At 66.0% G+C, this 25206-nt stretch carries 22 protein-coding genes and 2 pseudogenes; 10 read left to right on the top strand and 14 right to left on the bottom strand.

Annotated elements, in window-relative coordinates; translation table 11 throughout:
- Nucleotides 1-62 precede the first annotated feature (62 nt).
- From ABTV10_RS27740 to ABTV10_RS27715, 6 genes are all read right to left on the bottom strand, one after another.
- A complete protein-coding gene (locus tag ABTV10_RS27740) occupies nt 63-1586 on the bottom strand; it encodes an aldehyde dehydrogenase family protein (RefSeq protein WP_499035541.1) in 1524 nt (507 codons plus the stop codon).
- The gene (locus ABTV10_RS27735; protein ID WP_499035539.1) at nt 1583-2458 is read right to left on the bottom strand and encodes a fumarylacetoacetate hydrolase family protein; all 876 of its coding nucleotides are present in this window, start codon (nt 2456-2458) and stop codon (nt 1583-1585) included. Before ABTV10_RS27735 ends, ABTV10_RS27740 begins: the two co-directional genes overlap by 4 nt.
- Before the next feature lie 31 nt (nt 2459-2489).
- Nucleotides 2490-3689, bottom strand: a complete 1200-nt coding sequence (locus ABTV10_RS27730; RefSeq protein ID WP_499035538.1) for a mandelate racemase/muconate lactonizing enzyme family protein — start codon at nt 3687-3689, stop codon at nt 2490-2492.
- A gap of 158 nt (nt 3690-3847) precedes the next feature.
- On the bottom strand, nt 3848-4729 hold the full coding sequence (locus ABTV10_RS27725) for a FadR/GntR family transcriptional regulator (protein ID WP_499035537.1): 882 nt from the start codon (nt 4727-4729) through the stop codon (nt 3848-3850).
- A gap of 114 nt (nt 4730-4843) precedes the next feature.
- Complete coding sequence (locus tag ABTV10_RS27720) at nt 4844-5635, bottom strand: SDR family NAD(P)-dependent oxidoreductase (RefSeq protein ID WP_499035536.1); 792 nt, start codon at nt 5633-5635, stop codon at nt 4844-4846.
- Nucleotides 5632-6684, bottom strand: coding sequence for an alcohol dehydrogenase catalytic domain-containing protein (locus ABTV10_RS27715; protein WP_499035535.1), 1053 nt, complete (start codon nt 6682-6684; stop codon nt 5632-5634). Before ABTV10_RS27715 ends, ABTV10_RS27720 begins: the two co-directional genes overlap by 4 nt.
- A 283-nt stretch (nt 6685-6967) precedes the next feature.
- On the opposite strand from ABTV10_RS27715, the gene ABTV10_RS27710 reads away from it, so the two are divergent.
- The 6 genes and pseudogenes from ABTV10_RS27710 to ABTV10_RS27685 all read left to right on the top strand — a co-directional run.
- Nucleotides 6968-7210, top strand: a complete 243-nt coding sequence (locus ABTV10_RS27710) for a hypothetical protein (RefSeq protein WP_499035534.1) — start codon at nt 6968-6970, stop codon at nt 7208-7210.
- Nucleotides 7207-8619: a sugar porter family MFS transporter gene (locus ABTV10_RS27705; protein WP_499035532.1), complete on the top strand. Its 1413-nt coding sequence runs from the start codon at nt 7207-7209 to the stop codon at nt 8617-8619. Before ABTV10_RS27710 ends, ABTV10_RS27705 begins: the two co-directional genes overlap by 4 nt.
- A 914-nt stretch (nt 8620-9533) precedes the next feature.
- Complete coding sequence (gene trpB, locus ABTV10_RS27700) at nt 9534-10712, top strand: tryptophan synthase subunit beta (protein WP_499035946.1); 1179 nt, start codon at nt 9534-9536, stop codon at nt 10710-10712.
- Complete coding sequence (trpA, locus tag ABTV10_RS27695) at nt 10699-11478, top strand: tryptophan synthase subunit alpha (protein WP_499030520.1); 780 nt, start codon at nt 10699-10701, stop codon at nt 11476-11478. Before trpB ends, trpA begins: the two co-directional genes overlap by 14 nt.
- Complete coding sequence (locus ABTV10_RS27690) at nt 11475-12230, top strand: GntR family transcriptional regulator (protein WP_499035531.1); 756 nt, start codon at nt 11475-11477, stop codon at nt 12228-12230. Before trpA ends, ABTV10_RS27690 begins: the two co-directional genes overlap by 4 nt.
- A 1259-nt stretch (nt 12231-13489) precedes the next feature.
- Nucleotides 13490-13806: pseudogene (locus tag ABTV10_RS27685) on the top strand (erythrose-4-phosphate dehydrogenase); the annotation flags it as partial.
- Between the two features lie 88 nt (nt 13807-13894).
- On the opposite strand, the gene proS reads toward ABTV10_RS27685, so the two are convergent.
- Nucleotides 13895-15337: a proline--tRNA ligase gene (gene proS, locus ABTV10_RS27680; protein WP_499035530.1), complete on the bottom strand. Its 1443-nt coding sequence runs from the start codon at nt 15335-15337 to the stop codon at nt 13895-13897.
- A 398-nt stretch (nt 15338-15735) separates the two neighbouring features.
- Nucleotides 15736-16203, bottom strand: coding sequence for an SRPBCC family protein (locus ABTV10_RS27675; RefSeq protein ID WP_499035529.1), 468 nt, complete (start codon nt 16201-16203; stop codon nt 15736-15738).
- On the opposite strand from ABTV10_RS27675, the gene ABTV10_RS27670 reads away from it, so the two are divergent.
- A complete protein-coding gene (locus ABTV10_RS27670; RefSeq protein ID WP_499035960.1) occupies nt 16108-16497 on the top strand; it encodes a hypothetical protein in 390 nt (129 codons plus the stop codon). The two genes, ABTV10_RS27675 and ABTV10_RS27670, sit on opposite strands and share 96 nt — an antisense overlap.
- 76 nt (nt 16498-16573) lie before the next feature.
- Here the strand turns inward: ABTV10_RS27670 and ABTV10_RS27665 are convergent, their stop codons facing one another.
- Together ABTV10_RS27665 and ABTV10_RS27660 are read right to left on the bottom strand one after the other, a co-directional pair.
- Nucleotides 16574-16780: a recombinase family protein gene (locus ABTV10_RS27665; protein WP_499035945.1), complete on the bottom strand. Its 207-nt coding sequence runs from the start codon at nt 16778-16780 to the stop codon at nt 16574-16576.
- A 301-nt stretch (nt 16781-17081) separates the two neighbouring features.
- Entirely contained in the window at nt 17082-17360 is a 279-nt protein-coding gene (locus ABTV10_RS27660; RefSeq protein WP_499035528.1) for a hypothetical protein, read from the bottom strand.
- A 179-nt stretch (nt 17361-17539) separates the two neighbouring features.
- Here ABTV10_RS27660 and metA point away from each other — a divergent pair, with 179 nt between their 5' ends.
- Nucleotides 17540-18454: a homoserine O-acetyltransferase MetA gene (gene metA / locus ABTV10_RS27655; RefSeq protein WP_499035527.1), complete on the top strand. Its 915-nt coding sequence runs from the start codon at nt 17540-17542 to the stop codon at nt 18452-18454.
- Nucleotides 18455-18585: 131 nt separating this feature from the next.
- Here metA and ABTV10_RS27650 read toward each other — a convergent pair whose 3' ends face one another.
- From ABTV10_RS27650 to ABTV10_RS27640, 3 genes are all read right to left on the bottom strand, one after another.
- On the bottom strand, nt 18586-19080 hold the full coding sequence (locus tag ABTV10_RS27650; protein WP_499035943.1) for a recombinase family protein: 495 nt from the start codon (nt 19078-19080) through the stop codon (nt 18586-18588).
- A gap of 256 nt (nt 19081-19336) precedes the next feature.
- Complete coding sequence (locus tag ABTV10_RS27645) at nt 19337-20443, bottom strand: hypothetical protein (protein ID WP_499035526.1); 1107 nt, start codon at nt 20441-20443, stop codon at nt 19337-19339.
- 46 nt (nt 20444-20489) lie between these two features.
- A complete protein-coding gene (locus ABTV10_RS27640) occupies nt 20490-21971 on the bottom strand; it encodes an NHL repeat-containing protein (RefSeq protein WP_499035525.1) in 1482 nt (493 codons plus the stop codon).
- Nucleotides 21972-22629: 658 nt separating this feature from the next.
- On the opposite strand from ABTV10_RS27640, the pseudogene ABTV10_RS27635 reads away from it, so the two are divergent.
- Together ABTV10_RS27635 and ABTV10_RS27630 are read left to right on the top strand one after the other, a co-directional pair.
- Nucleotides 22630-22782: pseudogene (locus ABTV10_RS27635) on the top strand (cytochrome c biogenesis ResB family protein); the annotation flags it as partial.
- A 67-nt stretch (nt 22783-22849) separates the two neighbouring features.
- Nucleotides 22850-23860, top strand: a complete 1011-nt coding sequence (locus tag ABTV10_RS27630) for a type IV toxin-antitoxin system AbiEi family antitoxin domain-containing protein (protein WP_499035524.1) — start codon at nt 22850-22852, stop codon at nt 23858-23860.
- A gap of 248 nt (nt 23861-24108) precedes the next feature.
- Here ABTV10_RS27630 and ABTV10_RS27625 read toward each other — a convergent pair whose 3' ends face one another.
- Nucleotides 24109-24582 carry a hypothetical protein gene (locus tag ABTV10_RS27625; protein ID WP_499035523.1) on the bottom strand — a complete coding sequence of 158 codons (474 nt, stop codon included), beginning with the start codon at nt 24580-24582 and terminating at the stop codon, nt 24109-24111.
- Nucleotides 24583-25206: the final 624 nt, after the last annotated feature.

Here is a 25206-nt window from a genome sequence, read left to right as displayed (position 1 = left end):
GCCCTTCACCGTGATGGGTCACGACACCGGTGAGCTGTTGGGCTGTCGAGGTCTTCATCGGTTTACTGCTTCACCGGCTCTGTGGTGAGGGTTCCGTTGATGCGCCGGAGGATGCCCTCGGGGTTGCTGTCGTGCAGCCACGGGGGCAGTGCGTCTTCGGGGACGTGTTGGTAGGCGACTGTGCGGAGGAAGCGGTCGATCGCTGCGGTGCCGACGGCGGTGTATCGGGGATCGGTGGTGGCCGGATACGGCCCGCCGTGGAACTGCGCCCAACTGACCGCAACTCCGGTCGGCCAGTCGTCGACCAACACACGCCCTGCTCGCCTCGCCAGCGCCGCGACCAGGTCGGCGACGTCCTCACCGGCCGCCCGCTGCACGCCGGCGGTCAGCGAGCCGGGCAACACTGCGAGCGCCTGCCACAGTTCCTCGGGCGAGTCGTAGGTGACCAGCAAGGTGGTGGGTCCGAAGTGCTCCTCGGTGAGTCCCTCGACGTCGGCCAGCAGGGCGTCGACCGTGGTCTGTGCGACCGTGATCTGTTCGTGGGCTCCGGTCTGCTCTGTCGGCTCCAGCCCGGCCGCCACCTGTTGCACGGGTTTGTGCGCGAGGAAGTCTCGGAGCTGTCCCCGGTACTGGTCGCGCAGGTCGATGCCGAGCATCACCGGCGCGGGGAGGTCGGCGATCAGTGTCGCGAGGCGGGCCGGTATATCGCTGTCGGCCGGAAGAAGGACCAGTCCGGGCTTTGTGCAGAACTGGCCGGCGCCGAGCCGGAAGGACTGGCTCAGTCCCGCGGCGATCTCCTCGGGGCGCTCCGAGCTCGCGCGGCCGGTGACGACGACTGTGTTGATGCCGCCCAGTTCTCCGAAGAACGGGATCGGGTTCTCGCGGGCGGCCGCGATGTCGTGCAGGACGCGGCCACCGACCGTGGATCCGGTGAAGGCTGCCGCGGCGATCTCCGGGGCGGCCAGTGCCGCCGTACCGGTGCTGTACCCGTGTACGAGTGCGAATATCCCTGCAGGTGCGCCATTTTCAGCAAAGGTGGCCGTGATGATGTCGGCGACCGCGGCCGACAGCAGCGGATGTCCGGGGTGGGCTTTGACGATGACTGGGCAGCCGGCAGCCCACGCGCTGGCGGTGTCGCCACCGGCGACGCTGAAAGCGAAGGGGAAGTTGCTGGCGGCGAACACCAGGACCGGGCCGATACCGACGCGAATCGAACGCAGATCCGGACGTGGTGTGGGAGTCCATGCCGGGTCGGCGGTGTCGATCGTCGGGTCGAAGGGTTGGCCGGTCTCGGCGTGGGATGCCAGCAGCCGTAGCTGACCGGTTGCGCGGGCCAGCTCGCCGGTCAGCCGCGGAACTCCGAGGGCGGTCTCCCGGTCGGCCAAGGCGACCAGTTCGTCGGCGTGCTCGTCGAGCGCATTGGCGACCGCTCGCATCCAGGCCGCGCGCGTTGCTGCCGACGCTGACGCGACCGCGGGTGCTGCTGCTGCCGCGGCGGTCAAGATGGTGTGCAGCTCGTCGGATGTGGTGTCCTCGATGGAGCCGTTCACGCTTGCGTCCATCGGGTTCAGGCTGATCACAGTCATTGTGCGAGGGCTCCTTCCGTGCGCTGGATCTGCGCCATTGTGTTTGTGAGAACGCCGACTTGGTCGATGCAGACGGTGACGACGTCGCCGTCGCGCAGGCCGTTGCCCAGCGGGGGGACGATGCCGGTTCCGGTGGAAAGGACGACACCGTCGGGGAACTCGTTGGCTTGGAACAGCCATTCGACTAGTTCGGCGTAATCGCGTTTCATCGACGAGGTCCGGGTCTCGCCGCTGAATGCTGTTTCCTGGCCGCGCTGGATCGTCATCGTGATGCCGAGATCTTCCGGGGCGGTGATCGACCACCACGGGACGATCTGTGGCGAGAGTGCGCAACTGCCGGCATACAGCTTGGCCTGCGGCAGGTAGATGGGGTTTTCGGCCTCGATTCCGCGGGCCGTGACGTCGTTGCCGACCAGCGCTCCGATGATCTCGGCGTGCCGGTTGAGGACCAGGCACAGCTCCGGCTCGGGAACGCTGTCAGGGCAGTCGGCGCGGATCCCGGCCTGCTCACCATCGGTGCGCACTCGCCAGGCGGCGGACTTGAAGAACAGTTCTGGTCGTTGCGCGTCGTAGACGTCCTGGTACACCAGATCGTGCCGCGACTCTTCCATTCTGGCGGATCGGGACAGCAGGTAGGTGACGCCGGCGCCCCAGACCTCGGTGAGACCGTCGATCGGTGCCAGCAGCGGGGTTCGAGCGAGTGGCCGGACGGTGCCGGTCGCGATCGCCTGCTCGGTGAGTTCCCTGATCTCGGCGGCGCTGTGTCGCAGCAGGGTCGCCATGTCAGGCAGCGGGAGCGGATGGATGCCGGCCGCGTCGAGCACGCCCAGTTTCGCGCTGCCGTCGTCGTCGAGGAATCGGACAAGGTTCATCGGTGGTCCTTTGCTTGCCGGGTCGTCTCGGTCATGACGTTTCGATGCTGGTGACCCGACGCACTGTGTCCGGGTCTTCTCTCAGGCCGGCTGCGATCTGCAGCCCCAGACCGGGCTCGGGTGAGAGGGCCGCAACTCCGTTCTGGATCTCGGGCAAGCCGGTGACCACACGCGGGTACCAGGTGCGCAGGAAGGCGCGCACGGTTTCCTGGATCAGGGCGTTGGGCTGCGCCATGGCCAGGTGGAAGCAGGCGGCCAAAGTGATCGGGCCGGTGCAGTCGTGGGGGGCGACCGGTACGGAGAACGCATCGGCGAGGTTGGCGACTTTCCGCGCTTCGGTGAGGCCACCGGTCCACTGGACGTCGACGGTGGCGTAGGCGATGCGGCCCTGCTCGAGCAGCGGCAGGAAGCCGCGGCGTCCGAGCGCGGTCTCGCCGGTCGCGATCGGCACGCCGACTTCGCTGGTCAGTGCGCCGAGGGCGTCGACGGCGTCGGGGCGGACGGGGTCCTCCACCCAGAACGGCTGGTAGGGCTCCAATGCCCGGCAGATCTCGACGGCGGCGCGACGCGACCACTGCCCGTGCAGCTCCACCATGAGGTCCATGTCCATGCCGACCGCGTCGCGGATCTCCCGGATCACGGTCATCGCCGAATCCAGGTCGGCCGAAGTGATCCGGTTGCCCCCAGACTTCTCGGCGGCGTGATCGAAAGGCCAGACCTTCATCCCGCGCAGGCCCTCGGCGTAGAGCTCCTTGGCCAACCTGCCGGGTTGGGTGAGAAACGCGTCCAAGTCTTCGTACTCGCCTTGGCTGTGCCCCCAGTTGGACGAGGACTGCCGCGACGTGTCCTGGATGTAGCCCGGGCCGGCGCAAGTGTTGTAGACACCGATTGTGTCGCGGACCGGACCGCCGAGCAGGCGGGACACGGTCTGTCCACTCTGCTTGCCCAGCAGGTCCCAGAGTGCAATGTCCACTGCGCCGTTGGCGCGCGTCTCGACGCCGCCGCCCTGGAATCCGACGTACGGGGCGAGTAGCAGCGATACCGCTTCCGGTGTCGGCTCGTCGAGGCCGAGAAGCAGTGGGGCGACGTGGGAATGCAGGTATGCCTCGACCGCGGCCGACTGCAAAAACGTATCGCCGAGTCCGACGAGGCCCTCGTCGGTGTGCAGGACAAGGACGCACAGGTTGTTCTGGAACCGGGGCCGCAGCGTCTCCAATGCAACAATATGCACGCTAAATCACAGGCCTTTCGTATACGTGGTGAGCGCGTGACTCCCACCCCCGAGTGCCGGCGGTGTGCACGCGAACGAACATGGATCAAAGAAGGATCGAGACCGTGTCGACCACGCCCCAGCGACCATGTCCGCCAGGCCCGACGCGCCCGGCCCGCTCAGTTGGATCCGGTTGGCGGGCCGTCGGTTTGAGGGTCGGTGGGTAGATCCGCGATCGACCGGCTGACATCGTTGAGCAGTGCAGCGATGTTGGGTGCGCCTGCTGCGCGCCGGTTGAGCACATCCGACAAGGCGACGTCGAGGTCGTCCCCGTAGAAGTGCTGGGCGGCTTCGATGTGCTCAGTCATCGCCAGCCGCGCGGCATCGGGGTCCTTGTTTGCGATCGCTTCGAGGATCACGTTGTGCAGCGGTAGTGCCGCCCCGGTGACCGTGCGGTCAGTGAGGCTCCGCAGCATGACTCCATGGGTCAGCGGTCGGATCGAGCCGAACATGATCCGAATGACCGGGTTCCGCGACGCGATGGCGATCGCCTCGTGAAACGCCACATCCAGATCCGCGCAGGTCGACAGCGCGCTCTGCTGGTCGAGCGCGTCGAGGATGCGGCGCATATCCGCCAGATCGTCTTCGGACCTGTGCTCCGCGGCGAGTGCCGCCGCTTGCCCCTCGAGCATCGCGCGTGCGACCACCAGATGCCGCGCGGTGACCTCACCGCGCCGCACCAGCAGTAGCGGATCTCCGCCGTCACTGGTCGGCCGTATCTGGCGGACGAAACTACCGCGACCCGCAGCCACACTGATCAAGCCGCGCTCCTGCAGAGACCGCAGCGCCTCCCGGATCACCGGACGACTCACCGCATACTCCTGGGACAGCACCCGCTCCGACGGCATTCGCGAGCCGGGCGGCCACTCCCCCGCCACGAGGCGCTCCTCGAGCATCGCCGCGAGATGTGCGCCGGACGGCGGGGTTGCTGGATCACCATAACTGGCATGACCGGTCATACCAGTTATTATGGCAGCCTCGAAACCGGCCGTCAAGTGCATGGATCGCTCTCCGCGGTGATCTGCACTACCGCCTTTCGAGGGGCGGTCGACGGCGCCGACCCACGGTTGAGGTTGAGCCGCGCCCATCCTGTGCACAGAGCTGCCGAGCCGGCCTCAGTCGAGCGGATACAGGCTTGCGCCGCCGTCGACCAGGAGCGTCGAACCTGTCATGTACGAGGCGAGATCCGAGCACAGGAACAGGAAGGCGTCCGCAACCGACTCCGCGGTCTGCAGCGAGCCCAGCGGGACGGCACGTGCGGCCCGAGCGCGGTAGTCCGGGTCGGTGTCCCACTGGTGTTTGGCCATGCCGACGCCCACGATGCCCGGCGAGAGCGCGTTGCTGCGGATCCCGTACGGCGCCAGCTCTCGGGCGAAGCTGCGCATCAGGGATTTGATGGCGGCCTTGGAGGCGCTGTAGGGGGCGATACCGGGCCAGGGCACATCGGAGACCCAACTCGTGGTGAAGATCAGATGCCCGGGCTCGTCGTGTTCTCGCCACAGGGCGGCCGCGGCGCGGGCGACCAGGAAGCTGCCAGTGGTGTTCACATCCTGGATCAGGCGGAAGGCGTCCAACGGAAATTCCTGGACGGGGTGGGCGTCGCCGACCACTCCGGCGTGGCAGCACACGATCGTCGGTCGGCCTCCCAGCCATTCGTCGGACTGGGCGACCATGTCGCGGACGGCGACCGGATCGGTGACATCGCAGCGGTGGTAGCGGACACGGGGATGCGAGGGGATCGTGGCGCCGTCCTCGGCGGTGTCCACTACCCCGACGGTCGCGCCATGTTCTGCCAGGCGGCGGACGATGGCCGGCCCCAGACCGCCCAGGCCACCTGTGAGTAGGACGGTATGCCTCGACAGATCGAGCGCGTCGTGGCGTTGGTGATCAAAGTCCCTGGTGCTCATCGGCAATCCACCGCAACCTTGAGGACCTCCGCGTCCGGCGAGGCCAGCAGGGGCAGCGCGACTGTCACCAATTCCGGCAGTGGAACGCGGTGTGTGATCAGTTCTTTCGCCTGGAGTCGGCCGTCGGCGAGCATCCGCACCGCTTGGGCGACGTCCACATCCCACAAATGAGCCGCGGACCCGATCAGTCGGCGTTCGCCCAACACCACCGGGGAGAGCGGAAGCGGCTGGGGCTGCGCGCCGAGGCCGACGGCGACGACGGTGCCTCCCGGTCGAACCAGAGCCAGGGATCGCTCGATCTGCCCAGGCGCCCCGCTGCATTCATAAATGACGTCGACGCCGGGATCGTCGAGATCCTCGATCAGCATGTCCAGTTCCTCGGGCGCCAGGGCTCGCACGGCCGAATGACTTTGGGCGAAGGCCCGGCGGAACGGGCTCGGATCCACGATCCAGCAGTTCGCTGCGCCCAGAGCCAGCGCCGCCTGGGCGGTCAACTGGCCGATCGTGCCGCCGCCGATGACGACCGCGGTCGAACCGATCGGATCGGGAGCCTTGCGAACCGCACGGACCGCCACCGCGGCCGGCTCGGCCAGAACCGCGTCCTCGGCGCTCAGGCCAGACGGAAGGGGAACGCAGGTCCGTGCCCGCGCGACCATGAACTCGGCCAGACCACCGTCGTCCTGTTGCCCGAGAACCGACAGGTTCGGGCACAGGCCGTCCTCGTGCCGCAGGCACCACCAGCAGCTGCCACATCCGTTCACCACATCGGGTACCACCATCGTGCCGACGGGTGGGCCGCTGCCGTCGCGTGCGGCTTCGACGACCTCGCCGACGACCTCATGCCCCAGGGTCAGCGGCGCCGTGCGCCCACTGAGGGGGTGGGGGTCGTCCACCGGAATGATGAGTGGTCCATCGCGGAACTCCTCCAAATCGGTTCCGCAGATACCGCACCAGTGGACCCTGACCAAGAGCTCGTCGTCGCGCCGCGGGCGCGGCTGGACGTCTTCGAGTCGGACGTCACCGCGACGATGCCATCGAGCCGCGAGCATCGAATATCCCTCCTGAAATGCACTCTTGCAGATCACTGCGAGCAGCGAACTGGCTGATTTAAGGACCGGATCGTATACCGGTCACACCGGTTTGACCAGTTTGGAATTGGTCATCCGAAACCCTTGACGGCCGAGTTTCGGCGTAGTCATACTTTCCGGCATGACCGGTCATACCAGTTGTGCCGGGAGGCTGCCGCACCCTTCTCGACTCGGCCCGAGAGCGGCCGCTGAAGGAAGACCGAAAGCGCTGGCCGATCACCGACAAGAGCCGTGGAGGGCCTTAGTGAACTCAGCAACCAGAACCATGCAGGACCCGGCGAACTCCGGGGGCTATGTGCCGGTCACGCACCGCGGGATCGATCCCGCCGCCCTCGACGTGCCGGACTCCCCGATGCTTCGCATCGACCCCGGCCAGATGGCCCATCAGCAGGCCGCACCGCCGTCCGGCACTACCTCGCCCGACGGCGCCGCGCACCTAATCGAGGTCGACCGGAATCGAGCACGCGAGACGGGAGCCCGCCGGTGACCACGATCGGACTGCAAACAAGGCAGGCGTCCAACCAGATCAGGCACGTCATCTTCATCACCGCAGCCGCCGCGATGGGCGGCTTCCTGTTCGGTTACGACAGCGCGGTCATCAACGGTGCCGTCGCGGCCATCCGCGACCGATACGACATCGGGTCGGCAGCCTTGGCTCAGGTCGTCGCCATTGCACTGATCGGGTGTGCGATCGGCGCGGCCACGGCGGGCCGACTGGCCGACCGCATCGGGCGAATTCGCGTCATGCGGATCGCAGCGGTCCTGTTCCTGGTAAGTGCGGTCGGATCGGCATTGCCCTTCGCGCTGTGGGATCTGGCGATGTGGCGCATCCTCGGCGGCATCGGGATCGGAATGGCGTCGGTGATCGGCCCCGCCTACATCGCCGAGGTAGCGCCGCCGGCCTATCGCGGGCGGCTAGGTTCGTTCCAGCAGGCGGCGATCATCATCGGTATCGCGCTCTCACAGCTGGTCAACTACGCGATTCTGCAGATTGCCGATGGTGACCAGCGCGGCATCATTGCCGGATTCGAGGCCTGGCAGTGGATGCTGGGCGTGATGGCGGCGCCGGCCCTGCTCTACGGGGTCGTTTCGTTCAAGATTCCCGAGTCACCGCGCTACCTGATTTCCGTGGACCGCACCGCGGAAGCGAAGAAGGTGCTCGCCGAAGTGGAAGGCGAGAACATCGACCTGGACGCGCGAGTCGCCGAAATCCACCAGGCGATGAGCAGCGAACACAAGTCCACCTTCAAGGACCTGCTTGGTGGTCGATTCGGATTCCTACCCATCGTGTGGGTCGGCATCGGACTTGCGGTCTTCCAGCAGCTGGTCGGCATCAATGTCGCGTTCTACTACTCGGCCACGCTGTGGCAGTCGGTGGGAATCGACCCGTCGAGCTCGTTCCTGTATTCGTTCACCACCTCGATCATCAACATCATCGGCACGGTCATCGCCATGGCACTGGTGGATCGGATCGGCCGAAAACCGCTGGCGCTTATCGGCTCAATCGGCATGACCATCTCGCTCGCGCTCGATGCCTGGGCGTTCTCCGCAAAAACCGGATCCGGCGCCACCGCCTCACTCCCGCAGACCCAGGGCATGATCGCGCTGATCTCGGCGCATTCGTTCGTGCTGTTCTTCGGCCTGTCCTGGGGTGTGGTCGTCTGGGTGATGCTCGGCGAAATGTTCCCGAACAAGATTCGTGCAGCCGCCCTCGGCCTGTCCGCATCCGTGCTGTGGATCGCCAACTGGGTCGTCACCGCGACCTTCCCCTCGCTCTCGGACTGGAACCTGTCCGGCGCCTACGTGATCTACGCAATCTTCGCGGGCCTATCGATACTGTTCGTGCTCCGGTTCGTTCCAGAGACCCGAGGCAAGACACTCGAGGAAATGGGATAGCGACTCATGCCCGACCCGGGACACAGATACCGGTCGAGCATGCGCCCAGCCGTCCCGCACCAGTGAATTGGCCACTCAGACCGGATCACCCGCGCGAACACCGCACGACGACAAACGCCGCGAGTTGCTTGCACAACCGCCACGCTCACCCGCGAGGTACCGCAGCTATCCCGTCGACGCAATAGCGGTAGTGCAGTTCATCCGACGGCGCCCCAGATGATCGCGACGCGGCTCGTGCAATCGCACAGAGCCGCGTCGCGCAACTGCCGGATGAACCCGGTATCGAGCGTTCGTTGACAACAACATCTCCGCAGAATACGGCCGGCGAGGTATGTGACCTGGTGAAGACCTACAACGGCGCCCCTGCACTGACCACGATCATCTCGGCAGGGACGGAGGTGTGGCGCGTCCACAACACGGCGTCGTCGCACCTCCCGAACAGCTTCAACCGAGAGAAGATTCCGGATCTGGTCGACGCGCGGGGAGTCGATCTCCGCACACGGAAGATGCCTCGGCAGGGCCGGTTCGATCCGGTGGACGACGAGATGACCTTCCCGGGAGGCAGAGACCTTGGCGGGTATCTCTATGTCGGGCTGACCCCAACGTCCGTGGTTGGCGAGGGCATCCTCCGATCGACCAACGTGCCCAGTCCAAACTGCTGCCGGCGTCGGAGATCGCAGAGTTGTCGATTACGAGAATGATCCTTCAGGAGGACTTCTGCGTTGCGACCTTGGACGGCCAGGACTGTCGCGCGGGGCATGAACCTCAACTCGGAGCTGACGAGCGTGGCTGGCGTGACTTCCGCGATTCGCGGATCACCTGCACGAATATCTTGGTAGAAGGTGACGCGCCCCCGGGCTGCGATCCTGCTTCTGTTCTAGAACACTAGAACGGATGGGAGGTCGGGTGTGGCCATGTCACCAATGGGCGACCCTGGATCGTCCGGCAGGTTCGGCCGATTCGGTGGGCGTTACGTCCCGGAGGCGCTCGCGCCGGCATGCCGCGAGGTGGAGGCGGGATTCCGCGAGGCGTGGGCGGATCCCGGCTTCCGGTCGGAACTGAGCAGACTCCTGGCCGAGTACTGCGGACGGCCGACGCCTGTCACGCGAGCAATGCGGCTCTCCGAGGCCCTCGGCGTACGCGTCCTACTCAAGCGCGAGGACCTCAATCACACCGGCAGTCACAAGCTCAACAATGCGCTGGGACAGGCACTCCTGGCCCGCCGGATGGGCAGACACGAACTCATGGCGGAGACGGGCGCCGGCCAGCACGGTGTCGCCACGGCAACCGCCGCTGCCCTGCTCGGCATGAAGTGCACCGTGTACATGGGCGAGGTCGACATGGCCCGGCAGGAACTCAACGTCTACCGGATGGAAACGCTGGGCGCACAGGTCATCCCGGTTCGGTCCGGCGCCAGGACGCTGAAAGATGCCACCAGCGAGGCGTTTCGGCACTGGGTCACGCGAGCGGACGAGAGCCACTACTGCCTAGGCTCGGTGCTCGGGCCGCACCCCTACCCATGGATCGTTCGCGAGTTCCAGTCCGTGATCGGGGTCGAGGCGGCGGCGCAGTGCGCCCAGTTGCTCGACGGCCGCGCGCCCGACGTGGTCGTCGCGTGTGTCGGCGGCGGATCCAACGCGGCGGGAACGTTCGCCGCGTTCGCGTCGTCACCCGCACGACTGGTCGGCGTCGAGGGCGCGGGCGGCGCCGGCGCCACCAACGGCACCGTCGGTGTACTGCACGGCGCGATGTCGTTGTATCTGCAGGACGGTGCCGGGCAGGTGCTCGAAGCGCATTCCGTCGCTGCCGGTCTCGACTACCCGGGGTTGGGGCCCGAACATGCCCATCTGGCCGAACTCGGTCGCGCGGACTACGTGACGGTCACCGACGGACAGGTCCTGGACGCGGCCGGACAACTTGCGCGACTCGAAGGCATCTTCCCTGCCCTGGAGTCGGCGCACGCGCTCGCGTGGGTCGTACAGGCCGCCGGCGAGGGGCAGTTCGCCCCCGACTCCACTGTCCTGGTCACGGTGTCTGGCCGCGGCGACAAGGATGCCGAACAAGTCAGGAGACTCGACCGTGAACGTGCTTGAGACGACGCTCCGCAAGATCCGCGATGGCGGCTCCAAGTGTTTGATCGGATACGTCATGGGCGGTGTCCGCGGGGACTGGGCCGACCTCGTGCAGGCCACGATCGACGGAGGCGCCGACGCCGTCGAGATCGGTCTCCCGTTCTCGGACCCGATGCTGGACGGGCCGATCATCCAGCGCGCGTCCCTCGCGGCTCTGGAGCGGGGTGCCCTGGTGGAGCGCATCCTCGACGAACTCCCGGCCGTGTCCGCGCCGTTGATCGCTATGACCTACACCAACCATCTGGTCTCGCGCGGTGTTCCAAACTACCTGAGTGCGATCGCTGCAGCAGGCGTCAGTGGATCCATCGTCGCGGATCTGCCTTTCGAGGAATCGGCTGAGTACCTGACCGCGGCCCGCACCGTGGGCGTGGCCCCGGTGCTGATGGCGGCCCCGTCGACTTCGGCGGACACTGCGCGGGACATCGCCCGGGCTAGTGGCGGATTCGTCTATGCGATGGGCGCAATGGCGCCGACGGGGCCGAATGGGAGCAAGGGCGAGGGCGGGTGGGAGTCCGCCCGCCGCCTCCGATCGGAGGACGGGCCGCCGGTCGTGATCGGATTCGGAGTCGACTCACCCGAGCGGGCGGCGCGGGCTGCCCGGCATTCCGACGGCGTCGTCGTTGCCTCGGCGCTGATGGACCCGGTACTCGACGGTGTGACCGCTACCGCGATCATGGAAGCCGTCCAAGGTTTCCGTCAACGACTCGACGAGGCAGCAATTCCGTGACCAGGCACTCCCGATTGCCCAAGTACCTGGGGATCTACGACGATCTGCGGGCCAGAATCGACACCGGCGAATGGCAGTCCGAGGACGCCTTACCCTCGCAGCGTGAACTCGCGGCGTCCTACGGAGTCACCATCATGACCCTCCGGCAGGCGCTGCAGATGCTCGAAAACGACGGGCTCATCGAGATGCGTCCGGGCGCCGGAACCTTCCCGGCGGCCAAGCGGTACACCTACAACCTGCTCCATCTGTCGGGATTCGCAGACGACCTCAGGGCGCAGGGCGCCAACGTCGAGACGCACATCCTGGCGTCAGCACTGGCGGTTCCGCCATCCGAGGTCGGGCGGGCACTGCGCCTCGAACCGGACGAGCAGGTGCTCGTGATCACGCGTCACCGCGTGATCGACACGCGCCCCTCCGTGCTCCAACGCTCCTACATCCCACGGGGCATGGGCATCTCCCCGGATGAACTGGTCGACGCATCGCTCTATCAGGTTCTCGCGCAACATGGTTACCCGGTCGCCTCGGCCAACGAGTCGATCACTGTCACCACACTCGATGCTGCCGAAGCCGAACTGCTGGCACGCCCGGAGCAGAGCCCGGCGATGCTCAGCCACCGAACGAACGTCACCGAGGACGGCACCCCGGTCCTGCACGACACCGCCCTGATCCCGTCCGACATCGCAGAGATCCACATCGACCGTGGACCCCAACAGCTTCGCGTCACTTATCGCATCAACGACCGGCGCACCTGACCACGTGTGGGCACGGCCGTGGGCCGGTCGGCCGCGTATCCCCCGCCCCATCAACCAAGCCTCATCGTCGGGACCGGGGAGGCTGAAGACATGGCCAGCCGTGGATATGCGGTGGCCCGGCACAATGAACTGTTCCCCGGGAGCTGGACTCAAGAAGTTCTGCTTCGACTCCCCGCGAGCAGTTCATGACGCTCGGGGCGTTCCGCTGCGAGCAGCACGCTGATGACTCACCCGATTCGGGTGACGTGGACACCTGCGACCGCATGGACACTGCGGGGATGCAATGGCGCAAAGTCGACAGCCCCGACCTCACGTGGGATGCGCTGTCGAGCTGGATATGTGCGTGGGATCCCTTCCTCGGGCGCGGGGATCTGGGCGTGTGGGCGGTCGGACTTCGGGATGCCTCAGTTGTGGTGGACTCGGCGATTCTGTGGGCTCCGGAGACGAACATGGTGGTGGCCCCAGTAGGACGATCGGTCGCGCATCTGGAGCAGTGCATGCGGCGAGCGATCTCGTCGTTCGCCGGCATCAGCCCCCGCCACGACGGCCCAGAGCACCCAGGTTCGTAGTCGCGGCTTGCGCCTGGCACTGCGCTCGTGTGCGGTCTCAATTGCGCGGCGTCTGGCTCGCACGCAGGTCTTCGGCCGCCACGAGCTGCCCAAGGGGGTTGTCTGATCGTCAACGACCTTGGCCGATAGGGTAGGAATGCGACTGTGCCACAGCGCCAGCGAAGACCCCGTGCTACCCCTTGGTGCGGGGTCTTCGGCACTTCAGGCCCGGGAGCTTACGTGAGTAGCGTCGGTGATGCGGCCCACCACACGCGCTCGCTGGTGACGCGATACCGGGCACCCACGAATGAGAGCCACACCCTGCCGCACGCGATCAAGCGGCAGGAAGTACGCGACCGCCGGCGACCGGACGGCACCGCGCCTGACCGTGTCCCACCACGATCGCACGGTACCGTTCCAGACACAGTCGCCGCCATCCCCATCGACACCAACGTCAGCGGTTGTAGCGTCGGCAGTGCGGCCACGGCCACATTGCCGTTACGACCCCGGGCCGTCCACGGCAAACCCAAAGTTGCACGCGTGGTGGCGTTGCGGGCACGGGCGACACCGCGCCCAGAACCCGCGCGGTGTCGCTCCCGCGCAACGGGCCCGCTGGTTCGCCGGCGTTGACGCCGCTGACCATGCGAATGCGTACCGAAGGCCATTGCCCTGCAGGTGATAATTGCCATCGACCTAACGGAAGCCGTTTTCGCGAACGGTTCCTGCACCACCAACCTGCCGCGCCCCGATGGCGAAAGTGCTGCACGAGGCGTTCGGCATCGAATCCGGGCTCATGACGACGATCCACGCCTACACGAGCACGAGCGACCAGGGTCTCCACGACGCCCCGCACAGCGACCTCCGGCGTGCCCGCGCCGCCGCCCTGTCCACGATCCCAACCTCCTCGGGCGCCCGCCAGCACGATCGGGCGCGTCATCCCCGAGCTCGACGGGAAGCTCACCGGCCTCGCGCTGCGCGTCCCCGTATCTGTATCCGTCAGATCGATCACGGACCTCACCGCCCTACTGACCGCCCGCTATCGATCCCCAGACAGCGCGCGGCACCGCCGGAAGCGCACCTTCGAGATGGCAGGCCCGCTCCGCTCCAAGCCGACACCTAGTAGGCGCGCCCGAAGACAACCCGCTTCCCATAGACGGCGGACGAACCGCATCGAACGCAGCTGCCCGAGTCATTCGGGCCATCCGCCGGAACACAGCGCGGCGTTGCCGCGGTCAACGCCTTGATGTCGTCCTCACACTCGGATGCGCCGCAGTGCAGCGCCAGTGCCCACCCGGTGGATACCGCGTCGGCGAACTCCTCCCAGGTATCCACTGTGCGCGTACGGCCAGCGCGGAACCCAGCGGCGCGCGCGAGCAGGAACGCCTGCAAGTCGTCCAGAATCCCGGGCATGAGCGCAGGCAGTGCGTCGATCGCAACGGATTGTTTGCCGTCATCGCCGACACGCTTGACGAGCATCACGCTGCCAGCCTCGAGATCGCGGGGACCGAGCTCGAGCCGGATCGGGACACCGCGCATCTCCCACTCGTTGTACTTGAACCCGGGCGTCAGCTGAGTGCGCGAATCAACGTGGGTTCGCACGCCCACCTCGCGCAGACGACGAGCGATGTCGTCGGCGGCGTCTTCAACCGCCGTGGCACTCGTGCCGCGAGTGATCGGCACGATGACCACCTGGTGCGGCGCCACCCGCGGCGGCAACACCAGCCCCTTGTCGTCGCCGTGTGTCATCACGATTCCGCCTATCATCCGGGTACTCATCCCGAATGATGTGGTGTGGCACAGTTCTTCACGACCAGAATCGCTCGTGTAACGAATCCCGAAGGCCGCCGCGAAGTTCGTGCCCATGTAGTGCGAGGTCCCTGACTGCAACGCGCGGCCGTCGCGCATCATGGCCTCGATTGTGTATGTGGCAACCGCACCGGCGAACCGCTCACCCGGTGTCTTCTCCCCCGGCACCACCGGCATTGCCGCAAGATCACGGGCAATCTCGTGATAGAGGTCGAGCGCGATCATCGTCTCTCGACGGGCATCAGCTTCGTCGGCGTGTGCAGTGTGCCCCTCCTGCCAAAGGAACTCCGTGGTGCGCAGGAACATCCGGGGGCGCAATTCCCAACGGACCACGTTCGACCATTGATTCAGCAGCAGAGGAAGATCACGATACGAACCGATCCACTTGGCCATCATCTCGCCGATGATCGTCTCCGAGGTTGGCCGAACAACCAGCGGTTCCTCGAGTTCCTTGCCACCGGCATGGGTGACTACGGCCAACTCCGGAGAAAACCCCTCGACGTGCTCGGCTTCCCGATTCAGATAGCTCTCGGGTATCAGCATCGGGAAGTAGGCGTTCTCGTGACCGGTTTCCTTGATCCGGCAGTCGATCTCGGCCTGCAGCAGCTCCCACAATCGGTAGCCATACGGTCGGATGACCATGGTGCCCTTGGCCGGGCCTCGGTCGACGAGGCCAGCCTTGACGACCACCTCGTTGTACCAGGCAGCGAAGTCTTCACTTTGGGCGGTAACACCGCGCTCATCCCGTGCCATGTCATGACACGCTAATGCGAACGCCACTGCCGTCCAAACCGAATTCGCTGTACCCCCGTACAAATCGCTGACGGCCTGACCTTCCACCAGTCGCCTCAGCGACAACGGCTGGATGTAGTCGGGGCACGCTCATTGCTGTCCGTAGTGCTGCGCCTCGCTGACACCCCACCCCTGCCTACTAGTCACGCCGCGATGTGTGGGACCAGTTCGATCCGCGTCGCAGAGCATGGGTACTTCCCCCGGAGCCGGAACATCCTCGACAGTTTTCGAGATAGTGAAGCGGTCCGGATCCGCCTCTGGCGCCGCCCTCGTGCAGGCCTACCACTGGTACATCGTCCTGGGCTTCACCGCGGCCGAGTGGACGCTCGCGATCGGGTTCGCCGAGACGAACGTGATCCTCATGTTCCGGTACGGTCAAGTACTTCTCCGAGTCGCGACAAAACCACTTTCCAGTTGCGCTCCATGGCGTTGCGCACCATCTTCTGTCGGCGATCACTGATGTCAAAACCTGTTTGCATCAACAGAAGTCGCGTGCCACGGCCGTGCGGCTGGACCATCCAGTCGACAACCCATCGCGCAGGATTCTCGGCCCGCAGGTCCACCCAGCTGAAGATCAACTGCTCACCAGGCCGGACCGCCAGAACTTTGCATGAGATGTCGCCGACCGGCTGAATAGGTAGTACGAAGGTGAATTGCGCTCCCACAGAAGCGACGAACCCGAGTGAAGGCATCAACCATCGCTCGAGCAGGTGCGGCTCCGTCAGGAGGAGATGCAGCGCGCCGCCGCGGACGCCTCGACGGCCACTACCCCGCTCTTTCGGGCCTGCCTGGCGTACGTCCGCGTCGCCTGGGACTCCCCGAACCACTACCGGCTCGAGTTCGGCGACGACTACACGATCAACCCGAGCCGGGTGCTCGCCGACGCCGCCGTCGACTTCAACAGCTACTTCAACGAACTCGTCGTCGAGGCGCAGCGGAGCCACACCCTGATCGCCGGCGACATCAGGGATGTCGGCCCACTGCTCTGGGTCCTGCTACACGGGATGGCGATGTCCAACCACCTGGTCGCCGACCGTGGGTGCGAACCCGGGACGGGCCACGACACCGACGACATGTCGCGTGTCCTCGCCCTGGCCCTGCGAAGCCTGGCCCCACGCTGAGCCTTAACTTGCCGCAATCGGATCAAGCCCGGAATGGTCCCACAGGAAGCACAGACCTGCCTACATTCGGAGGGTTTCAACACCTGACTGTCCCACTATCGCGCAGGCGCGAGAACAGGTCATCGAGTTCCGGCTGCACTGTGGTGGCACCGCTAGCTGTCTCGGTCCAGATCCGCGAACGCCCGGCGACGCTGAGCGCGCCACTCTGCAGATCGACGGTCTGGTCGGCGGTCGAGACCCTCGCGCAGCCCAAAAGTTCGCTCACGGGCGAGCAGTGTTCCATACCCACCGACACCGCTCATTCTGAAACATCAGTTATAGACACGAGTTTCGGATCATCCACCGCGCCCGGTCTGTGACTTTCAGCGATAGGTGGCACGGTACTGAGGGATGAAAGTGGCAGGGATGTCCGGGGCGTGGTCCGAGGAGGAGCCCGAAGAGTCACGTGCGGAGTTGACCGGCGCGATCGAATCGACCGGACGAGGTGGGCACAGCCTTGGTGTCTGTAAAGCCGGGCATGTCCTGCTTGCGGGGATGGCGTTCGCCAGAGCCGGCGTCGCGCGGCCCGAAGTCGAGAGCGGAGATCAGTTGGCCGGAGGGAAGAATCCCTGTCCCTCGGTTGTCGGCTCACGGCCTACCTCGGACGGGTCGTAGGCGTCACGAGCGAAGTCTTCGTTCGTGAGCGGTTCCGGTCCCACAACGAGCGGATCCTTCTCCCAATCGTGGTTGTCGATGGGCGCCCCAGAACGAATCGGCGAGATCTGCTCCGCCCTTCCCGGCTCGGAAGCGGTTCCATAGGCGATCGTGCCGGCAGTCACGACGGCAATCACGCTGACTGCTGCGCCGACCAGAATCCTCGCCACAGCATTCCTCCCCGCTCGTACTGACGATCCGTTCGTCGGATCCACTGTAGGGGCTTGCTGCGGCAGAAGCAGTTGTCCCTTGCATCCTTCGTGATTGCGCGGCGCATTCGTCCGGGCCGCTGGAGCTACTGAAGCTCCGATCCCTGCCGGCAACCGGACGGGGACTAAGCTGCTCGGCGATGCCTGTCACCGTGCCACGCGATCTTCCCGCCAGGGCCATCCTGGAGGCGGAGCGAGTCTTTGTCATGTCCGATGAGCGGGCTGGGCATCAGGATATTCGCCCTCTGCGGATCGCCATCTTGAATCTGATGCCTACGAAGGTCAGCACCGAGACGCAGTTGCTGCGGTTACTCAGCAATACTCCGCTGCAGATCGAGATCACTCTGCTGCACATGGCCAGCCATGTCTCGCGCAACACCTCTGCAGAGCATCTCGAATCGTTCTATTCAACCTTCGATGACGTGGCTCACATGCACTTCGACGGCCTCATTATCACCGGGGCTCCGATCGAAAGACTCGACTTCGAGGACGTCGACTACTGGCCGGAGATGACAAAGATCCTTGACTGGTCCAGCAGCTCCGTGCAGTCGACTCTCCACGTCTGCTGGGGCGCGCAGGCGGCCCTCTACCACCACTACGGTGTCCGCAAACACGAAGTCCCACAGAAACTCTCCGGTGTATTCCCCCATCGAATCACTGGCGTGCCTTCGCCGATCGTCACCGGGTTCGACGACGAGTTCCTAGCGCCGCACTCACGGCACACCGATGTCCACGCCGCCGACATCGAAGCCACCGGTAAGGTCGACGTGTTGGCAGTGAGCGAGGAGGCCGGGGTCTACTTGGCAGCCACCGCGGACGGCCGCCAGATCTTCGTGACCGGTCACCCGGAATATGACGCGGACACCTTGGCACGTGAATACCGCCGCGACAGCGAACAAGGACTCCCGGTCCCGGTTCCGGCGCATTACTTCCCCGGCGACGATCCCACCGCCCTCCCGCTCAACCGATGGCGCGGCCACGGGCACCTTCTGTACGCCAACTGGCTGAACTACTGCGTCTACCAGGAGACCCCTTTCATTCCAGGCGAGGTCTGACCGGCTGAGCCAGTCCCCTCCACAATTCCGATATGCGCGTGGCTATCCGGTGACATTCGGCTTCGGTCCTCACCTCGCCTGCGCGTCACCTCGCCTGCGCGTCGGCGAAGAGCTGGTGCTCAGCGTCTCGTCTACTTGAGGTGGCGGTACAACGTGGTGCGGCCGACGCCGAGAATCTCGGCGATCTCGAGCTGACTCATGCCGTTGTCCCGCATCAGTTCTGCCTGCTTGATCTTCTTCGGGGTCATCTTCGGCGGGCGCCCGCCGACCCGCCCGCGGGCACGTGCGGCGGCGAGGCCGGCGGAGGTGCGTTCGCGGATGAGATTGCGCTCGAACTCGGCGAGGGCACCGAAGATGGAGAAGATGAGTTTGCCGGTGGTGGTGGTGGTGTCGATGGACTCGGTGACCGACCGGAACCCGACACCGCGCTCCTCGAGGTCGGTGACGACTTGTAGAAGGTGCGGCAGGGAGCGGCCGAGTCGGTCGAGCCGCCACACCACCAAAGTGTCGCCGGACCGCAGATGCGAGAGCAGATCGTCGAGTTGGGGCCGGGCCGTCGTCGCACCGCTCGCGGTCTCGGTCCAGATCCTCGAACAGCCCGCGGCGCTCAGCGCGTCGCTCTGCAGATCGAGGGTCTGGTCGGCGGTCGAGACCCTCGCCTAGCCCAAAAGTTCGCTCACGGGCCGTGAGTGTTCTATAACCCACCGACAGTTGAGTTTTCGACGCTAATGTTTCCGACATGAGTTTCGGAACACCGAACGTCCAGGATCGGCGTGTGATCTTCAGCGGTGGATGGCACGGTTCTGAGCGGTGAAAATGGCATGGTGATCGCGGAACCGCGGGCGCCCACGAGTACCCCCGCGCATTGTGGCGGGCGGGCGCTCAGATCCACCGCTCGTACTGGTCGGCGGGCATCAGCTTGGGGAAGAACGTCGCTCGTAGATCGCGGATCAGTGCTTGGTAGTTCCCGTCATCGGTCCGCGCTGCAGTCCGAAGGCTCTGGAACGTGCCCTGCAGTGGGTCGAGCGCGAGGAGTTCCGACGCGTCCCGCACCGCGCCCATCGCGATGACCGGCGCGGGGACCGGGCCGCTTCCGGTGACCGTGGTGTCGATGGTGGGGTCGTCCTGGAACGCCTGCCACAGCTGCTCCTGGCTGTTTCGGCCGAACGGCCACGGCACCGCCCGGTTGCCGTCTTCGAGCGCGTCGAGCGCCGGCGCGATCCAGTCCCGGTCGGCAATGCCTGCGATGGTGTACGCGCGTCGGACGGCCCAGACGGTGATGCTCCGAAGTTTCGGCAGGCGGGCCCTCGTGATCGCGTCCGCAAGGGCGCGATCGACTCCGGCGATGTCGATCGCTTGTGGGCACCGGCTCAACTTCTCGGACGGTGGTCTTCCACCCCACCGGATGGCCTCCTGCTTCGCCGCCTCTGCCATCTTCTCGTGTCGACCCTCAGGTACATGGACGCGTCCGCGGCCGGATCGGGGTCCCACCAGTTGCGGGTCGGGTGTGACGATCTCCTGGTCCCACGCGGTGTCCGTCTTGTGGAGTCGAACCATCTCGTTCGGCCGGGTCACCCGCCACACCTGCACGAGGTACTCCTCGGTGGGGTTGTCGACGCCCAGGTCCCAGTGGGTGTCACGCCCACGTCCGGACACTCGGAACCTGTGCATGCCACGGCCGATCGCGAGTTTGTCGAAGTCGGGGAGCTTCTCCCCACCCAGGGTGATCACGTGGAAGGACTTGGTCACCTTCAGGGTTGCTTCCTCGACGACGTCCCACACGGATTGGGCGGCGTCGAAGGCTGGTTCATCGTCGAGGATCTCGACGGTCAACGACACCGGACCGTAGGCGATGCCGGTCATGACGGTGACGAAGTTCTGTCCGACCTCGATGACGCTGCCGGTCTCCGACGGTTCGTAGGTTTCCGCTGTCGGGGAACCCAGGACGAATTGGTGATGGTCCGCGACAGCCCCGCCGGATTGGTTCATGCGGGCAAGGTAGCGCACGAGGTTGCATCGTCTCCGACGGAACCGGTCAGCCGCCGCTCCGATCGGTTCTATCTCGTGCGGTCTGCCGCGATCGCTCAGCAGAGTCGGTCGCGCGGCTGCGAGATGCGTCGATCAGTGCCGCGATGTCGAGTTCGTTCGGCCACTGCATCGTGGTGTCGGGGATGGGTCTGATTCCGTCGGCGACCACCCACACCGTTCCGTGGTCGTCGATGGTCACGCGTGGGCGCGTCGCGAAGATCGGTGTGCTGGTGACCGGTTCGAGGGTCCGTCCGTCGAGCAGCGTGAACAGCCAGAACTGACGACTGCGGTCGTAGGTGACCGGTCCGGGAAGGGGCCACCAGCCTGATCGACCGGTCCCATCCGGTGGATGGCCGGTGAACCACACATACGGCCCGACCTGACCGGCCGCCATGAGTCCTCGCGGCAGGGTGCGTGGGACTCCGAGGGTGAGATCGGCGCGAACGGGTGCCGCGTGTTCGCCGAGGAACACCCGCAACGGTGTGCCGGCGAGGAAGACGCGGTACTGCCTATTGGTGTGCGGAAGGATCGGCCCGATAGTCAGCTCACCGGCCGGGCGGACGCGCACGAGCCGGAAGGCAGAGTCCCCGGCGCGAACGGCGACGACAAAACCGTCGTCATCGACCGCTACCGATGCCACATGCCCGTCCGGAGCGTTCATCTCGATCGGATGTCCGTCCGGACCGTGCAGTGTCCACCTGCCTTCCGCCCGGCAGGCCAGGAGAGTTTCACCGAGTACAGCTCCGGCGAGCACCGGGATGTCATCGACGTGACGTGGTGTTTCGCCCGCGTCGACCCGAAACAGCCCATCACCGCCGGCGATCCAGCAGCCGTCCGGGGTCGCCCAGATACGGCGAGAGCTCCCGATGGCCCCGGGCAGCACGTATTCGTGGACAGTGCGGTCGGCGTCGATGCTCACTGCCAGCGGCAGGGAGCTGTCGATCACCCACAACAGCCCCGCGGCGGCAGAGATGTCACCGGCGACGATGCTGGGACGTGCGGGCAGATCCGGGACGTCGTCGAGATCGAGGTCGATCAACGCTCCGACATCGGAGTCGGCCTCGTCACCATCGTGTTCGAACAACCCATCGCGGTCGAAGAATCGTGGTGCGGCATCGACATCCCGCAACTGCCGGTACCCGGACACCATGTGCCACGAACCGGCGGTCCCCGGCCTGCGACGGAATCGCTCGCTGACAATCCGGACCCTGGTGACGCGGCCGCGGACATGTCCCTCGGTGTCGTAACCCATGACTCCGTAGAAGCGGCCGGTGAGCTCGACCCGGCCGGTCAACGGCCGAAAGCCACGCCACGACGCGGTCCAGCCATCCCCGCGCAGCAGCCCGCACCACTCCCATCGGCGGGGGGTGTCTTCGCCCGCGTACTGCCAGATCGGCGGCCGAGCGCTCGCTTCGAGGAGCGCGCGCACAGTGACCACCCCGTCACCGGCGGAGGGCAGTTCGACGAACCGGAGCGGGAACGCGATCACCGAACCGACTCGAGGAGGCGGTATCTCGCCATCCTCGATCGCCACGGATTCGACTTCGACGGAAAGCGTTCGACGTCCCGTCATAAGCCCTTCCACACAGTAGTCACACGGCCGATGCTATCGGCCAAGACTGCCGGAAACGGAGGCAGCGCACAGACCAGCCGACAGCGTCGGAACGATGAGAAACGCGGGGCGCAGGTGGACGCCCGCCGCCGCAGTCGAGATCCGAGACCCCTCCAGCGGGAAACGATCCCCGCAGCGCTCGCCTGTGCTCACTCATGATTGGCACGGGGTGACCGACGTAAATTGTCATTACGCACCATCACCGACAAAACTGCTGTTCGGCGTGTTTTTGGTCGTCGGCAGGGTTGTAGGAGGGCTGCGCTTGCGTCACGACCCGAGACCAGCGCGCCGTACCTCTTCCCGGACCCCGTTGTGGCGGCCCGGATCACGGCGGTGGCGGCCCGGATCACGGCGGGCGGCGTCCCGGTCCGAGGGGACCCGCCGCACCGACGATGCCGATGTCCCTCACCTCAGCAGGTATCGCGACCGCCGGAGCGATCTACCTGAACGAACGCTGCGTGGGCGGCGGCTTCTTGAAAGGACGTATAGCCCTTGGTTCTGTCGATCAGGCGAAGGTCCATTTCGCCCTGGGTGCATCAAGCGTCGCCGCGTCTGGGTGCGGATCTACCCCGCGAAGGAAACGGGCACCGTAATCGAGCTTGGCGGGCTCGCTTGAACCGACCAGGCGGGCTGGGGCGACGAGTTCGGCCGACTCCGCACCCGACTCCTCGATGACAAGCAGGCTTGATCGGCCTTTACTGCGACTACCGCCCAGATAACTGCAATAGTTACAACATCGTTGTTACTATTGCAGCATGCGCAGTGACTATCGCATCCTGGACTTGGCGGACCTCGCTGCGGGGCAGTGGGGTCTGTTCACCACCGCCCAGGCCAAGGTCCTCGGGTTCTCCACCCAGCAACTCGCCCGCCTGTCCAACCAGGGCACCGTCGAGCGGCTCCGCCACGGCGCCTACCGGATCGGGGGCGCCCCCAGCGTCCCGGACGAGCAGATCCGGGCGGCGTGGCTGTTGATCGAGCCCGCCGCGACCGCGGGCGAGCGACTCGACGCACCGCAGCCGGCGGTGGTCTCCCATCGCTCCGCGGCCAGGCTCCATCGCCTCGGTGACGTCGATGCGGACGTCATGGAGTTCACCACCTCCCGCCGGAAGCAGTCCCGGCTCGGCGATGTCCGGTATCGGGTCGCGCAGCTCGGCCGGGAACGGTGGACCCTGCTCGACGGTCTGCCCGCCACCACGGTCCTCGCCACGATCGAAGACCTCGCGGCCGATCATCTCGACGGCGGCCACCTGGCGGGCATCGTCCGCGATGCCGTCACCACCAACCGCGCCGACCCCGACGCGGTGGTCTCGGCGTTGCGGCCGTACGCGCACCGGTACGGGTCCGCGCTCGGCGACGGCTCGGGCCTGCTCGACCGGCTGCTCGAGGAAGCAGGGGTTCCCGAGTCGACCCGGGCGTTGGGCCAACGAATTTCCCCGGCACCGGATCTGGCCACGCTGTACAACAGGATCGCCGCCAGCTCGGCATCGAATCCTGACTTCTTTGCTGCGCTCTCGGCCGAGCTGCACGCCCCACTCTCCGGCACCGGCATGTCACAGAACACCGGACTTCAGGAGGCGATCGCTCGCCTCAGTTCCTCGATGGTCCTCCCGGACCTGTCGGATACGACCCGCATGCTGGGTGCGGTCGCTCTCGCGCAGTCACCCACCGCCCGGTCCCGGCAGGAAGTGCTCGACGCCATGTATCCGTCTGTCGCTGACGCCGGCAGCACCGACCAGGACAGCAGCAGCAATCCTCTGGCGCGGTAGTGGAGAAGATTCGCGCCGACGTCGATGGTTCGAATCCATCCAGCGCTCAAGTATCTACTCGTGGAGCTCTACACGTACGGGCATTGCCTGCAACTTGCAGCCGAGGTACTGGAACCAGAGCGGATTATTCACACGATGCGTGTGGGGCGTCAGTGGTGAGGGGTTGGTCCTCGGCGGACATGGCGTCGAGGAAACTCCGGCGGGCGTCGATCTCGTCGGGGGTCAGCACCTCTCGGTTCTAGCACCGCTCAGTCGTCCGTCAGCGCATCGAACAGGGCTACATAGTCCTCGCTGGTGAGGAACCCGACCCTCTTCGCTCGAACGACCTGGTTCTGGAAGCTGCCGTCGACCACCGGGGCGCCGTCGTTCACCCACGGGAACGGGTTCGGCTCGGCCGGCGGCTCGTACTGCCATTCGATCAGCTCGCGCAGCGCGACATCTCGATCGAGTTCACCGGCGGCATAACGGGCAGCGATCTCGTACGCGGTGCCGCCGTGAGTGCCTGGCCGCACATCCGGTGCGTCGATGCGGGCACTGCGCAGCATGTCGCTGATCGAGGGCTGGCTGACCTTGAGGATCTTGGCGAGCTGAACCTGCGTGTACCCGTCGTTCTCGTGCAGCTGCCGCAGGTCGCGGAGTTTGGTGATGCGGGCTACGGTCTCTCGCGCCGTCTGGCGGCGCAGGTCCGCGACACGCTCCTCGGCATTCATCGTGATCGTCATGGGGACCCCTCCCTCGGTTCCGATAGTCAAGCCTATATCCGCTGCAAGCGGTGGGAAGATCCCGCACGGCCATGGTTGCAGGCCGAGCCTGGCGTGATGCCTGCGCCGATCTCGGCATCACGCACAAGCGAACTCGCCCCTAGTGCCCCCCGACCAACGGGAAGATCGAACCATTCCACCGCGCTCTGACGGACGGTTGGGTCTACGGCGTCCCAGTCACGGTTGTCCTGGGCACGCTCGAGGCGCTTGCGGTACCGGCCAAACGAGAGGATGCGACCCGGCTCGGCAAATGAGCTCGCCTGGTCCGCGACCGTGAGACGTTCGACGACTCCGAGTGCGCAGCGCTGGCGGCGTCGGAGACGGCACGGGGAAGAGCGGGCGCGGGTTGCGTTGGCGGACTGCCGATGGCAGGCCCTGGCGGCAGATTGGCTCCGGCGAGCGAGTGGACCACACCACGGTCACCCCTGAGCAATCCCGGCTCCGCCCGGATGCTGGCGCGACGAGCGGTCGCCTCGCAGGCAATGTCGGAGTGGCCGGTCCACAAGAACACTCACCCTGTCTTTGATCCCTACTCTCCGTCAGTAGGAACCGTGACTCGACGCCGCGATCACCTGGGATTACACG

Source organism: Paraburkholderia sp. RHO2, assembly GCF_050955445.1.
Lineage (GTDB): Bacteria > Actinomycetota > Actinomycetes > Mycobacteriales > Mycobacteriaceae > Prescottella > Prescottella agglutinans_A.
This window is presented reverse-complemented; position numbering and strand designations above follow the sequence as displayed.